Here is a 12,245-nt window from a genome sequence, read left to right as displayed (position 1 = left end):
CGACCGAGCGGAAGGCTCAGTAAGCTCCCACCGGGACCCACAGTCAGATGGCTACACGTTCGACGCCGCTCCCGCTGTACGCCCTCGGCCGCGGCTCGGTCGCCTTGGCGGTCGTCGCCGTCCAACTCGTGGCCTTCGCCGCCGCCTACTCGCTGGATCGACCCACCCTCTACGCCGGCTTCGTCGTCCTGAGCGCCGCAGCCTTCGGGCTCGCGTCCCGTCGCGGCCTGTTCGGCGTCGCGATGGCGACCCTCGGGAGCGTCCTGCTGGTCGCGCTCGGGCTTCCGCTCTTGCTTTTTGCCGCCCGACAGTCCCCCTCGTTGATCGTCGAGAAAGCCATGGACCCTGGTGTCCACCGCGTACTGTACCTGGGCGTTTACGCGCCGCTGCTCGCCGCCGTCGCGAGCCTGGCGTTCGGCGTCCCGCTGGCCTACCATCTCTCGCGAGGCTTCGCGGGCCAGCCGCTGGTCGAGAGTCTGGTGGACCTGCCGCTCGTGGTGCCCCACAGCGTCGCGGGCATCATCATCCTCTTCGGGTTCGGCCAGGGCGGGGCCTTCCCCGGGCTCTCGGTGCTGGGGACCCTTCCCGGGATGGTGCTGGCGCTCACGTTCGTCAGCGCACCCTACGCGGTCAACGCGGCCCGCGAAGCGTTCGAGTCGGTGGACGACCGGCTGGAGTACGCCGCACGCGTCCACGGCGCGAGTCCGTGGCAGGCCTTCCGCCGGGTGACTGGCCCGCTCGCCGTGCGTGGAATGGTCACCGGTGGCGTCCTCGCGTGGGCGCGCGCAGTGTCGGAGTTCGGGGCGGTCGCCGTCGTCGCCTACAGCGTCGAGTTCTTCTACCCGCCAGCGGGCAGTCGGGTCATCGCCCAGCACGCGCCCGTATTCGTCTACAACACCTACCTGCAGGGCGGCCTCGACGAGAGCGGCGCGGTGGCGGCTCTCCTCCTGGGTGTCTCCGCCGCGATCTTCCTGCTGGTGCGCTGGCTCACGACCGACGCGACGACGACGCAGGGTGTGGCATGACCCTCGAAGTCGACATCGAGGCGACGTTCTCGGCTGACGGGGCCGATGCCTTCCACGTCGCTGCGGACTTCTCGGTGCGGGACGGCGAGACGGTCGTCATCCTCGGCCCGAGCGGGAGCGGCAAGACCCTCCTGCTGGAGACCGTCGCGGGCTTTCACGACCACGAGGGCACCGTCGATAACGACGGACTCGTCCTGTCGGACCGCCCGCCGGAGGGCCGGGACTTCGCGTTCGTCTTCCAGGACTACGCGCTCTTTCCGCACATGACCGTCAGCGAGAACGTCGGGTTCGGGACGCGATACGAGTGGACCGACGACGGCTGGGTCACATCGCTCACCGACCGATTTCGGTCGGCTCTCGGGCGATTCGGGTCGGTTATCAGTCGACCACGCTCGACGGTCTCGAAACTGTGGCGACGCCTCCGCGGCGGCACCGGTCCAGCCCCGGAACCGCCCGGACTCCGCCTGCTCGCCGACCTCGGCGTCGCCGACCTGTCCGAGCGCTACCCGCCGACGCTCTCGGGGGGCGAGGCCCAGCGTGTGTCGCTCGCGCGGGCACTGGCGGTCGACCCCGCGGTCCTCCTGCTGGACGAACCGCTCTCGTCGCTGGACGTGCCTACCCGGCAGTCGCTCCGGGACGACCTGCAGGACGTGTTGGCCGGCGTCACGTCGGTCTACGTCACCCACGACCGGACGACGGCGCGGGCACTGGCCGACCGGATTGTCGTGATGAACGACGGCGACGTCGTCCAGACCGGGACGCCCGAGGACGTGTTCGAGCGGCCGGTGTCGCCACTCGTGGCTCGGTTCACGGGGAGTAACTGCGTCCCGCTCGCTGCGCTGAGTGACCGCGCCGACCGTCTGCTCGACGGCGACCGCGACGCGACCCACCTCACCGTCCGGCCGGAGGACGTGAAACTGGACGCAAACGACCCGGACCTCACCGGGACCGTCGAGCGAGTGACCCGGGAGGACGCCACCAGCCGCGTGACCGTGGCCGTCGACGCCGTTCCCGAACCGGTCGCCGTCTACAGCACGGACCCGCCGACCCCGGGGACCACCGTCTCTCTCCGATTCCCGCGCGAGCGAGTGGCGACCTGCCGGGCGTGACCGCCCGCCAATAAACAGCCGAACAGTGGCGCGACTGGAATTATATACCCGAGACGACAGTTCGGTGTATGGTCAGACGGACCGATTCGGACTTCGAGAGTCAGGGAACCCGCTGTGCGGGGTGGCTGTACGAACCCGCGGACACCGATAGCGAGTCGCCCGCGATAGTCATGGCCCACGGCTTCGGCGGTGAGCGGACCGCTCGCCTGCCGGCTTTCGCGGAACGGTTCGCCGAGGCTGGCTACGCCGTTCTGCTGTTCGACTACCGCGGGTTCGGCGACAGCGACGGCGAACCGGGACACGTCATCGGCGGCTCGGCCCACGTCGAGGACTATCTGGCGGCGCTCGAACACGCTCGCGCCTGCGACGCGGTGGCTGGCGACCGGGTCGCCCTGTGGGGCACCTCCTTCAGCGGTGGCCACGCCGTCGAGACCGCCGCCCGGGACGGCGAGGTGGCCGCGGTCGTCTCGCAGGTCCCGTTCACCGACGGTCTCCGCAACGCGCTCCATCTCGTCCGGCAGGGCGGGTTGGACTACCTGACAGCGAGTATCAAAGCGGTCGCGCGCGACCTCGGTCGCATGGCCACGCTCCGGGACCCCTACTACGTGCCCGTCGTCGCCGACGCCGGCGGGTTCGGGGTGTTGAACACCCCAGACGCGAAAACGGGGTACGAATCGTTGATTCCCGACGGCGAGAGCTGGGACAACGAGTGTGCCGCCCGGATTCTCGCGACCGTTGGCTTCTACCGGCCCGTGACGGCGGCCCCCGACGTGGACTGTCCGACCTTCGTCGTGGAAGCCACCGAGGACTCGATAATCCCGTCCGGTTCCGTGGACGCGCTCGTCGACGGACTGGACGACGTGGAGCGGGTGCGTTACGACATCGGGCACTTCGAGGCCTACACCGGGGAGGCGTTCGAGCGGGTCGTCGCCCGCGAGCGGGCCTTCTTCGACAGAACGGTTCGGGACTGACCGGCGGATGCCAAAACTAAAGAACTGAGTGGTCTAGATGTTCCGTATGGATCTGAGTCTCACGCAGGAACAGCGTCAGATTAAAGAGATGGTCTCGGAGTTCGTGGACGAGGAAGTCGTGCCGCGGGCTGCCGAGATAGACAAGGAAGACGAGTTCCCCTGGGACCTGATCGACGAACTCGCCGAACTGGGGTTGATGGGGATGCCGTTCCCCGAAGAGTACGGCGGAGCTGGCCTCGACTATCACGCCTACCCGATGGCTCTCGAGGAACTCTCGCGGGGCTCGGGTGGACTGGGCACCATCGTCGCCGCCCACATCTCGCTGGCGGGGAACATGATCTACGAGTTCGGGAACGAGGCACAGAAAGAGGAGTACCTGACGCCACTGTCCGAAGGTCACGACATCGGCGCGTTCGCCCTCTCGGAGCCCGGTGCAGGCTCGGACGTGCCCGCCATGGGCACGACCGCCGAGAAAGACGGGGACGAGTACGTCATCAATGGGAACAAGCTCTGGATCTCTAACGGCTCGGTCGCCGACACCGTGACCGTGTTCGCGAAAACCGACCCCGACGCCGGCAACAAGGGCATCTCCTCGTTCATCGTCCGCCCCGGGGACGACGACGGCTTCATCGTCGAAGGGACGGAGGACAAACTCGGCGACAAGGGCTGTCCCACCGCCGAGTTGCGCTTCGACGAGATGCGTATCCCCGAGGACCGACTCCTGCAGGAGGAAGGCGCGGGCTTCGTCCACGCGCTGAAGACTCTCAACGGCGGCCGCATCACTATCGCGGCACGGTCGGTCGGCATCGCACAGGCCGCGCTCGACGAAGCCGCCGAGTACGCCGGTGACCGCGAACAGTTCGGCCAGCCCATCGGCGACTTCCAGGCCATCCAGCACAAACTCGCCGACATGGACACCAAGACCCGCGCGGCACGCCTGCTGATGCACGACGCCGCCGACAAGAAGATGCGCGGCGAGAGCTTCATCAAGGAGGCCGCCCAGGCCAAGCTGTACGGCTCCGAAGTTTCACGTGAGGTCGCCAACGAGGGTATTCAGATCCACGGCGGCTACGGCTACACCAAGGACTTCCCGATGGAGCGGTTCTACCGGGACGCCAAGCTCAACGAGATCTACGAGGGCACCAGTGAAGTCCTCCGGAACACCATCGGTCAAGAACTCCTCGATTAACTCACCCCTGCGGTCGTATTCGCGGCACGATGACGATCGAAGAGTCGTCGGCACGGGTTGTGCGACCACTGAGTTGAACCGGCTGCTCGCACGCGACCACAGCGTCATTCCCGACGCTCTCGGCCGACAGGACCCCACGCATACGGGACAGACCCTGGCGATTCGGACCGCGGAGCGAACCCGTGAGCGGTAGTTCTCTGCCTGACGGGACCGGTACGTGCCCCGTTATCAAAGACGGGATATCGAAGGCACAGGCTTTGTTCAATCGAGTCACTTGTGATGAGTACACATGACGGCAGCAGCCGACAACGTCGCCGACGGGCGGGAGCCAGTGGCGTCCGACGGTGAACCGACAGTGTGTGAACTGGTCGGGGAGGCAGTGGACAGTTCACCGGAATCGATCGCGTACCGTGAGAACGTGGGGACGCTCGACGCGCCCGAAGAACAGTGGCACCGCTACGAGACGGTGGCCGAACTGCCGGACCGTGCCTTCGACGGGTGGGACGAACTGTTCGTGTACACGGAGACGCACGTCTACCGCTGGGTCGCCGGTGGGTTCGCACAGGGCCCGGAACGAATGCCCCGCGATCCAGACTCGCTTCCGGACGCTTCGGAGTAGCTCGACCAGGGGTCGCGAGCAAAGCGCTGCCGGCCCTGAGTCACAACGGTAAAGCGCTCGAGCCTGCTAGCAGATGCAGTGTTCGTTATCGCCGAACTCGCGCTTTCCTCGCCGACTCTCGTGATGACGCCGACCATCGAGGCGAACCCGTCTGCGCGTGTCTGCATCCAGTTTCAGCCGGCCATGGACCCGGAGCGGCGGCGGTTTTTCGTTCTGGTCGAGGGGGGTGACTTCGACGCGTTCGACGACGCACTCGCCGACGACTACACCGTCGCCGAGCCGACCGTGTTGGCCGAGCAAGACGGCGTTCGCATGTACCGACTTGGACTCTCCGAGGACGTCATCGCGGTCACGCCGACGGTCACCGAACTCGGTGGGATGGTGCTGGAGATGTACAGTACCGGTGGCCTCTGGCTGGTCAAGCTCCAAGTCCCCGACCGGGACGCGCTGGCCGCGTTCCGCGAGTTCTGCCTCGACAGCGGTATCGAGTACCAGCTCGAACGTCTCTACCGGACCGAGCCCACCCGGAGCGACGACCACGGACTGACCGACCAGCAACGACGGACGCTGCTGACGGCCGCGCGCGAAGGGTACTTTGATGTCCCCCGGTCGATCAGCCAGGCTGAACTCGCCGAGAATCTGGGCGTCTCCGACTCGGCGGTCTCCCAGCGAGTCCGCCGGGCCGTCGCCGCACTGATCGAGGGGACGCTCCACACCGACGAACCGCCGGACAGTCGAGCCTGACACCCGATTGCTCCCACTCGTTCTCTCCGGGTCAAATTTAAACGGCGGTATATCGAACCCGACAGTTTGGAACCCTGCAGAACCAACGGCCGGTACCGATGGAAAACACAGCCACTGCGACGACCGAAGAGGAGACGAGCGGGGCGGCGCGTCGGAAAGCTGTGCCCGAGCCGACGGTACGCGACCGCGTGCTGTCGGCTCTCTCGGGCGACCAGTTCGTCGCCGCCTTTCGCCGTCGGACCGAGGGGTCGCCTTCGGATCCAGCGGTCAGCCGGACGCGGTTCGGCGCGCTGGACCGACTCCCCGACGACCCCTTCGACAGTACTCCCGTACGGACCGAACTCGTCGTCTACTCGGACACCGACGTGTACCGGTGGGTCGTGACCGCCGGGACCGTCGAGCGGACCCGGCTGCCCCGCGACCCGGCGGCTCTGGCCCGCCAGCAGTGACCTACTCCAGTTGTTCCTGCAACCAGTCGTAGTGGTCCCGTAACCGTCGCTCGCCCGCGTCGGTCAGCGCGTACACGTCGCTGAGTTCTTCGGTTCGGGACTCGAGGAACCCCTTCCGTTCGAGTTCCTCGATGGCCCCGTAGAACTGCCGGGGCTCGATACGGCCGTCGTAGTGACGTTCGAGCCGTGTCTTGAGTGTCTGGGCGGGCAACTCGGCGTCCTCGGCTCCGCTGAGGAGAACACAGATGTCGCGGCGGGTACCGCTCTGGAGCCAGCGCATACCGGTATCCGAACCGTCAGCGGCTTCGGACTTTCGGGATGGGGCAGCCGACGGCCGACCGTTCGCGACCGACAGGTTCGACTATCCCACGGCCCAACGTGTCCTAATGCCAGACACTGAGGAGGAAGTGACGGCCGACGGGATTACTGGACGCTACTACGAGACCGACACAGAGCGCGTGCTCACGTTCGACCGTGACGGTACGACTGCCGCCGTCGCTCAGAACGTCGAGGGGTACGCGATGCTGAAGGTTCGGCCGACGCCCGACGGGGACGAATTGGAACGCTACTACGGGTTCGACATGGCGCTCGACCACGCCGCGGAGTTGCTCGGTGTCGCACCTTCGACCCTCCCCGTGCCCGACGACGCTGCTGACATGGGAATGTGACTCAGGCGTTGAGGACGGCGGCTACCAGTGCCACCTTAGCCCGTCGAAGGAGGTCGTTCGCGGCGCCCGGGACACAGCCCAGCTCTACGGCGATTTCCTCGTAGCTGGTCGCCCGTGGCGACTGATAGAACCCGAGTTCGAGGGCGGTCTCTATCGCCTCCCGCTGGTGGTCTGTAAGCTGTGCCAGCGGACCGTTGTGGCCGGACTCGGAGGACAAATACCCACTGCAGTCGACCCTCCACGGCACCGAGGTCTCGCCCGACGAGCAGTGCATCTGTGCTGCGTGCACCACGGGCACCTACGCGGCCGTGACCGACCACGAGAGTTTCGAGACCGTCGGTATCACCGACGTAGGGACGTACCCCTACCGGGTGTCGAACGCGCCAGGCGGTGACCACGCCTTCGTCTCGATAGAAAACGAAAAGAGGATTTCGATCACCGAGTGCGAAACTGCCGAGAAGGTCGCGACGATTCCGACCGGTGACTTTCCAATGGTCACGCAGGTCGTCGACGCCCCCGAGGCCGCGCTCGGCACGGGCAGGGAAGTCACAGACCCCGACGACGGCCTGTTCGATTGGCTGTTCGGCTGACAGCCCTCCCGCCCGTCCGTGGCCGTTTCGCGGCCCGTTCGAGGCGGACTCCCGTCGGTGACCGTGTGCGAAATGTGCTCACACCGGCAAGATTAAATGCGGAACGACTCGTAAGCCGTTGTGATGTCTGACCCACGCGTAGCCGGCGTCGGCCTCACCCACTTCGGCAAGCACCCCGAACAGACCGGGCGTGCGATGTTCGCCGAGGCGGGACTGGCCGCCCTAGACGACGCCGGGATCGACCCGGACGACGTCGAGGCGCTCTTCTACGGCAACTTCATGGGCGAACTGGCCGAACACCAAGGCCACCAAGCACCGCTGATGGCCGAAGCCGTCGGGCTCGACGTGCCGGCGACGCGATACGAGTCTGCCTGCGCGTCGAGCGGGGCGGCGATCCGGGACGCCGTGCTCCGACTCCGCAACGAGGAGGCCGACGTGGTGCTAGTCGGCGGTTCCGAACGGATGACGAACATCGGAACGGCCGCAGCGACCGACGCGCTCTCTATCGCCGCTGACGACCTCTACGAGATTCGTGCCGGTATGACGTTCCCTGGCGCGTACGCTCTGATGGCTCGCGCTTACTTCGAGAAGTACGGCGGATCGAAAAACGACCTCGCAGAGATTGCCGTCAAGAATCACGAACACGCGCTCCCCAACGAGTACGCCCAGATGCAGCAGGCGATCACCACCGAGGACGCCATCGACGCGCCGATTATCGCCGATCCACTCGGACTGTACGACTCCTGTCCCATCACGGACGGCGCGACCGCGGCGGTCCTCGTCAGCGAAGCGTACGCCGCCGAGCACGACCTCGACACCGGCGTCGCAATCACCGGCACCGGGCAAGGCGGTGACAAGATGGCGCTGCACGACCGGGACTACTTCGCCCGGACGCCAGCCACCGAAGACGCCGCCGACGAAGCCTACGACGACGCCGGCATCGGCCCCGATGCCGTGGACTTCCTGGAAGTGCATGACTGCTTCACCATCGCCGAGGTCCTCGCACTGGAAGGGTTGGGTCTGTACGAACCCGGCGAGGCTATCGGGGCCGCGGGCCGGGGCGAGACCACTCGCGAGGGTGACCTTCCCGTGAACCTCTCCGGGGGGCTCAAGTCCAAGGGCCACCCCGTCGGCGCGACGGGCGTGGCACAGTTGATCTCCATCACGAAGCTGTTTGAGGGCCGTCATCCCCGGGCTAACGACGTCGACGACTCGACGACCGCCCTCGCCCACAACGCAGGTGGGACCGTCGCGAGTGCGACAGTCCACGTGTTCGAGGAGGTGGAACAGTGAGCGACGGACCGCGCGACGATGGCTTCGACGACCTGCTCGACGCCATCGCCGACGGCGAGGGCTTCTACATCGAGTGTGAGAACGGTCACGGCTCCCTCCCGCCACGACTGTCCTGTCCGCAGTGTGGGTCCCAGGAACTCGGCAAGCAGGGACTCCCCGAATCCGGCGAGATCAGCACGTACACCGTCGTCACCGTTCCAACGCCACAGTTCGACGAGGACGCTCCCTACGTCACCGCAGTCGTCGACTTCGGGCCCGTCTCGGTCACCGGCCAGGTCCGCGGCCGCGAACCCGACGACATCGAAACCGGCCAGGTCGTCGGTATCGACGTCGGTGAGACAGTCACGCGAGACGAGCGGCTGATCGTCTTCGAGCCGCGCTAACCGACGTTTTCGACGCCATTCTCGGTTTCTCCCGGTCTCGCTGGCTCGGTAGACTCGGCTTCTCGGACCGTTATGACGCCGATTAGGTATGTCGTGTACGCCAGGCCGAGCGCAAGCGAAGCCATCGCGAACCCTGCGGCCGGCGAGATACCCAGCCGGTTGTTGAGGAACGGCATCAGTACCAGTATCGGCAGACCGCCGAGTAACCCGTTCCAGCGAGTGACCGTCCAGTCGTCTCCCTCCGGGAGGTCGGCGTAGTGGCCAGCGAACAGCCACGTCAGTATCGCGTAGACGGCGACGAGGTTGATCGCGAGCAGCGCGTCCCCAGCGAGCCAGTAGCCACCGGTCCCGACCGCGAGGCCGACGACGACCCCCAGGATGGCACGGGAACCGGTCTGCATTCTATTCCTCTGTCTCGGCGGGCTTCTCGTCACCCGGCCGTTCGATTTCGATGCTGGTCGCTTCGGTGGCCTCCTCGCCGTGGACGACCCGGCGGACGAACTTCTCGGCGTGTTCGACGTGGGGTTGCACGTCGGACTGGTCGAACACTAAAAGTCGGGCGTCCGCACGCTCGGCGAGTTCTTCACCGTCCTCCAGCGGAGAGACAGTAGCCTGGCGACCCCAGACCAGCGTCACGGGTACGTCGAGGTCGGCCAGCACTCCCCCGAGGTCGACGTCGAGGTCGAGGAAGCCACCGAAGAACGACGCGGGGGCAAAGCGCGCGCCGGACTGGTGTGACGTCTCCCACTGGTAGTCGACCAGTTCGTCGGTGACGTTTGTCTCGTCGTAGTAACCGTGGTCGCTGTTGAAGTAGCGAATCGCGGGCTTACACGTCGCGAGGTTGTAGAGGGAGGTCCCCAGAAGCGGCGTCCGGACGAGCGACCGAACCAGGGGCCGCCGTCCCTCGAAGGTGGTCGCGTCGGGACAGACCAGAATCAGCTCCGCCACGTCTGCGTCCTCGGCGGCGACCGCGGCGTAAGCCCCCGGCAGAGACGCCGCGACGACGGTCGCGTCCTCGGTCACGTCGTCGAGGAAGTCACCGACGAACGTGGTGTACAGCGAACCCGAGTACAGCAGCGGTGGTCGGTCCGAACGCCCGAAGCCCGGCATGTCGGGCGCGATTACGTGATACTCCTCCGCGAGCGCGTCGAAGATGCCGCGGAACTCGTGACCCGAGCCCGAGGCGTTGATGCCGTGGAACAGGCAGATGTCGGGGTCATCGGGGTCGCCGGCCTCCGTGTAGGCCACGTCGAACCCGCGCCAGCGGTACGTTCCCGTCTCGCCAGAGAGCGGCGAGTCGAGGCCGTCCGCGCGTTGGCTCAACAATCGGTTCGCGGCTGCGGTCAGTCCCACAGTACTGAGCGCCCCCAGTGCGGCGGTTCGGAGTTTCATATCGGAATCAAGGGGCGACAGGCGTTTATACGTGATGGCGCAGATGGGGTCGCCGGAACTCACTCGCGCCAGACCCGCGCGACGGCCACGTCTGTTGCGCCGACGAACCAGACGGTGAGCCCGTCTATGCCCGCGACCGACGAGGACGTCGGCGGGCGCCGGGTGTACACCCCCGCGACCGCGAGCGTGCCGACGAAACCGCGGGACGCTGTTCGAACCGAGACAAGTGACATCCTCCTCGGCGTAAACGGAGAGGGAGCGAAGCTCCCTCAAGCAGTCGGGCGTAGCCCGACGACGGCGAGGCTTCCCGTACCGCAGTGTGGGATGTTTGCTGGTCTACAGTCCTGTGACTTGTTCTTGTAGGGCTACTCTCCCCGTCGATGTATCGAACAAGTGGACTGCCGGCTGTGCCACACAGCAGTTACTCCTATCCGCTCCGTGCGGACTCGGAGTTATTTTCCCGGTTTTGCCCCAGTCGTCTTCGCGGGCATCTTCCGGCCAACTCACCGCCAACGTTCCAACACCTCGCTCAACACACTCGTCAATAAGGGCGTCAGTGAGAACATGGTAGAAATGCGTCTCACGCCGTGAGCGTTTCTGTCGTGCCCACTCTGCTCGTTCTGACGGGCCGTTCTCACCTTCTGTATCGTATTCGGCTCTCGTGAAGTAGTGTTTGTCCTGTTTCACCGTGTTCCCAGGATACAGCACGTATTCGTCTGGGAATGCGACTGCGGCGATGTTCTTAATCCCGAGGTCAACACCAGCCACGCCGTCGCCTGCCGACTCAGTAACTTCCACTTCCTCCTTGCAGACGAAGTGGACTTCCCATTCGTCGCCATTCCAAACGATTCTGACGTTCTGAACGGTTTTCATGGCGCTGAGGTCTCCGTCTGGCCGGGTTTCGTATTCGCAGAGAACGAAGTCAGAGAACCCGTCTTTCAGATTCTTTCCTTTCGACAGTCGAACGCGGTTATTCTCTGAGTCGTGTTTGAAGCCGTCTGGTTTGAACGTGACTGTACTACGTGGCCGTTCGTCGCCGTGTTTGCGGTAGCCGGGCGGATTCGCCGTTTCATCCTTGTGCCGCACGTCGAACCACGACTGGAAAGCGTCAGAAAGTTGTTCAAGGACCTTCTGACTTGACTGCGAGTTCAGGTTTTTCCAGCAGTCCCGTGTTTTCATGTAAGACTTCAGCGGGCCGTCGTCTGGAATTTCGCCAGTCTGGTCCCAGATGCGGCCAGCGGTCCAGCGTGCAACATTCCAGATTTTCGCGGCGGAATCTCCAAGTGAATCCAAATCGTCACCCACCTGCCGGTGATTCTGAATGGTGCCGACGTAACTGCGGGTGACGGTCAGATTCACAATACACAACGAATGCTGTTTGAGTGATTTATTGGCCGCGACTCACCGTTGAATATCCAGCCAGCAACACTGTCAGCGTATGCCCGGAGCTTACGCGATTCACGCCCGGCGTGAACGGCGGGATTCTCTCGCTGTCAGAAGATAGTTCCCTCTGTCGTGGTCACCGCCGCGAGCGCGTCCGCCGTCCCGCCGGTCCCCGCTCCCGACTCTCCGAACGACCCGGCAGGGTCGCCATAGCGACCGCACCCAGCCAACTGGGGCCGGCCCGACGAAGGGAGCTCTGTTGCCGAGCCGGTTCCGTCGAGTACACGCAATCCTCACACGACGATTCGCCAACGATTCCCGACGAAGGGCGTACAACGACTGTATCCGGCAGTCGAGGCCGGGATAGTCTCGTGCTGTCGTCAGGGAAACTGTCGTACACACGTCTACGTCTGCTCTCGGACGGTGGGAA

17 protein-coding genes are annotated in these 12,245 nt (G+C 65.4%); 11 read left to right on the top strand and 6 right to left on the bottom strand.

All coding sequences use genetic code 11. The annotated features are described in order from the left end of the window. The first annotated feature begins 47 nt into the window (after positions 1-47). The 7 genes from Q0964_RS17290 to Q0964_RS17260 all read left to right on the top strand — a co-directional run bounded on the left by Q0964_RS17290 (position 48) and on the right by Q0964_RS17260 (position 6,106). Positions 48-1,025, top strand: a complete 978-nt coding sequence (locus Q0964_RS17290) for an ABC transporter permease (RefSeq protein WP_299270234.1) — start codon at positions 48-50, stop codon at positions 1,023-1,025. Then, positions 1,022-2,134, top strand: a complete 1,113-nt coding sequence (locus tag Q0964_RS17285; RefSeq protein WP_299270232.1) for an ABC transporter ATP-binding protein — start codon at positions 1,022-1,024, stop codon at positions 2,132-2,134. Before Q0964_RS17290 ends, Q0964_RS17285 begins: the two co-directional genes overlap by 4 nt. 68 nt (positions 2,135-2,202) lie before the next feature. Next, a complete protein-coding gene (locus Q0964_RS17280) occupies positions 2,203-3,105 on the top strand; it encodes an alpha/beta hydrolase (protein ID WP_299270230.1) in 903 nt (300 codons plus the stop codon). A gap of 46 nt (positions 3,106-3,151) precedes the next feature. Then, positions 3,152-4,294, top strand: coding sequence for an acyl-CoA dehydrogenase (locus Q0964_RS17275; RefSeq protein ID WP_299270227.1), 1,143 nt, complete (start codon positions 3,152-3,154; stop codon positions 4,292-4,294). 289 nt (positions 4,295-4,583) lie between these two features. Then, on the top strand, positions 4,584-4,913 hold the full coding sequence (locus tag Q0964_RS17270) for a hypothetical protein (protein ID WP_299270224.1): 330 nt from the start codon (positions 4,584-4,586) through the stop codon (positions 4,911-4,913). 78 nt (positions 4,914-4,991) lie between these two features. Further along, a complete protein-coding gene (locus tag Q0964_RS17265) occupies positions 4,992-5,657 on the top strand; it encodes a helix-turn-helix domain-containing protein (protein WP_299270221.1) in 666 nt (221 codons plus the stop codon). Positions 5,658-5,755: 98 nt separating this feature from the next. Continuing rightward, positions 5,756-6,106 (top strand): hypothetical protein, encoded by a 351-nt coding sequence (locus Q0964_RS17260; RefSeq protein ID WP_299270216.1) that lies wholly within the window; start codon positions 5,756-5,758, stop codon positions 6,104-6,106. Position 6,107: 1 nt separating this feature from the next. Here the strand turns inward: Q0964_RS17260 and Q0964_RS17255 are convergent, their stop codons facing one another. Continuing rightward, positions 6,108-6,386, bottom strand: a complete 279-nt coding sequence (locus Q0964_RS17255; protein WP_299270213.1) for a PadR family transcriptional regulator — start codon at positions 6,384-6,386, stop codon at positions 6,108-6,110. A 106-nt stretch (positions 6,387-6,492) separates the two neighbouring features. On the opposite strand from Q0964_RS17255, the gene Q0964_RS17250 reads away from it, so the two are divergent. Continuing rightward, positions 6,493-6,774 (top strand): DUF7111 family protein, encoded by a 282-nt coding sequence (locus Q0964_RS17250; RefSeq protein WP_299270210.1) that lies wholly within the window; start codon positions 6,493-6,495, stop codon positions 6,772-6,774. Position 6,775: 1 nt separating this feature from the next. Here the strand turns inward: Q0964_RS17250 and Q0964_RS17245 are convergent, their stop codons facing one another. After that, on the bottom strand, positions 6,776-6,991 hold the full coding sequence (locus Q0964_RS17245; protein ID WP_299270207.1) for a helix-turn-helix domain-containing protein: 216 nt from the start codon (positions 6,989-6,991) through the stop codon (positions 6,776-6,778). Positions 6,992-7,082: 91 nt separating this feature from the next. Between Q0964_RS17245 and Q0964_RS17240 the strand changes: the two genes are divergently transcribed. From Q0964_RS17240 to Q0964_RS17230, 3 genes are all read left to right on the top strand, one after another. After that, positions 7,083-7,364 carry a YncE family protein gene (locus Q0964_RS17240; RefSeq protein ID WP_299270204.1) on the top strand — a complete coding sequence of 94 codons (282 nt, stop codon included), beginning with the start codon at positions 7,083-7,085 and terminating at the stop codon, positions 7,362-7,364. 123 nt (positions 7,365-7,487) lie between these two features. Further along, a complete protein-coding gene (locus Q0964_RS17235; RefSeq protein ID WP_299270202.1) occupies positions 7,488-8,657 on the top strand; it encodes a thiolase C-terminal domain-containing protein in 1,170 nt (389 codons plus the stop codon). Next, on the top strand, positions 8,654-9,040 hold the full coding sequence (locus tag Q0964_RS17230) for a Zn-ribbon domain-containing OB-fold protein (protein WP_299270199.1): 387 nt from the start codon (positions 8,654-8,656) through the stop codon (positions 9,038-9,040). Before Q0964_RS17235 ends, Q0964_RS17230 begins: the two co-directional genes overlap by 4 nt. On the opposite strand, the gene Q0964_RS17225 is transcribed toward Q0964_RS17230, so the two are convergent. The 4 genes from Q0964_RS17225 to Q0964_RS17210 form a co-directional block, all read right to left on the bottom strand. Beyond that, positions 9,037-9,441, bottom strand: a complete 405-nt coding sequence (locus Q0964_RS17225) for a hypothetical protein (RefSeq protein ID WP_299270195.1) — start codon at positions 9,439-9,441, stop codon at positions 9,037-9,039. The two genes, Q0964_RS17230 and Q0964_RS17225, sit on opposite strands and share 4 nt — an antisense overlap. A gap of 1 nt (position 9,442) precedes the next feature. Continuing rightward, positions 9,443-10,432 (bottom strand): alpha/beta fold hydrolase, encoded by a 990-nt coding sequence (locus Q0964_RS17220; protein ID WP_299270192.1) that lies wholly within the window; start codon positions 10,430-10,432, stop codon positions 9,443-9,445. A gap of 59 nt (positions 10,433-10,491) precedes the next feature. Further along, positions 10,492-10,665, bottom strand: a complete 174-nt coding sequence (locus Q0964_RS17215) for a hypothetical protein (protein ID WP_299270189.1) — start codon at positions 10,663-10,665, stop codon at positions 10,492-10,494. A 103-nt stretch (positions 10,666-10,768) separates the two neighbouring features. Further along, positions 10,769-11,791: a transposase gene (locus Q0964_RS17210; protein WP_299270187.1), complete on the bottom strand. Its 1,023-nt coding sequence runs from the start codon at positions 11,789-11,791 to the stop codon at positions 10,769-10,771. Positions 11,792-12,245: the final 454 nt, after the last annotated feature.

The sequence above is a fragment of the Halorientalis sp. genome (genome assembly GCF_028275115.1).
Taxonomy (GTDB): domain Archaea; phylum Halobacteriota; class Halobacteria; order Halobacteriales; family Haloarculaceae; genus Halorientalis.
The sequence above is the reverse complement of the archived record's forward strand: the minus strand, read 5'-3'. Positions and strand labels throughout refer to the sequence as shown.

What these genes read in the sequence shown, in the direction of transcription:
- Q0964_RS17225 (WP_299270195.1), bottom strand. Translation starts at nt 9,441, where the DNA reads ATGCAGACCGGTTCCCGTGCCATCCTGGGGGTCGTCGTCGGCCTCGCG.
- Q0964_RS17275 (WP_299270227.1), top strand. Translation starts at nt 3,152, where the DNA reads ATGGATCTGAGTCTCACGCAGGAACAGCGTCAGATTAAAGAGATGGTC.
- Q0964_RS17285 (WP_299270232.1), top strand. Translation starts at nt 1,022, where the DNA reads ATGACCCTCGAAGTCGACATCGAGGCGACGTTCTCGGCTGACGGGGCC.
- Q0964_RS17260 (WP_299270216.1), top strand. Translation starts at nt 5,756, where the DNA reads ATGGAAAACACAGCCACTGCGACGACCGAAGAGGAGACGAGCGGGGCG.
- Q0964_RS17270 (WP_299270224.1), top strand. Translation starts at nt 4,584, where the DNA reads ATGACGGCAGCAGCCGACAACGTCGCCGACGGGCGGGAGCCAGTGGCG.
- Q0964_RS17250 (WP_299270210.1), top strand. Translation starts at nt 6,493, where the DNA reads ATGCCAGACACTGAGGAGGAAGTGACGGCCGACGGGATTACTGGACGC.
- Q0964_RS17235 (WP_299270202.1), top strand. Translation starts at nt 7,488, where the DNA reads ATGTCTGACCCACGCGTAGCCGGCGTCGGCCTCACCCACTTCGGCAAG.
- Q0964_RS17290 (WP_299270234.1), top strand. Translation starts at nt 48, where the DNA reads ATGGCTACACGTTCGACGCCGCTCCCGCTGTACGCCCTCGGCCGCGGC.
- Q0964_RS17280 (WP_299270230.1), top strand. Translation starts at nt 2,203, where the DNA reads ATGGTCAGACGGACCGATTCGGACTTCGAGAGTCAGGGAACCCGCTGT.
- Q0964_RS17220 (WP_299270192.1), bottom strand. Translation starts at nt 10,432, where the DNA reads ATGAAACTCCGAACCGCCGCACTGGGGGCGCTCAGTACTGTGGGACTG.
- Q0964_RS17215 (WP_299270189.1), bottom strand. Translation starts at nt 10,665, where the DNA reads ATGTCACTTGTCTCGGTTCGAACAGCGTCCCGCGGTTTCGTCGGCACG.
- Q0964_RS17255 (WP_299270213.1), bottom strand. Translation starts at nt 6,386, where the DNA reads ATGCGCTGGCTCCAGAGCGGTACCCGCCGCGACATCTGTGTTCTCCTC.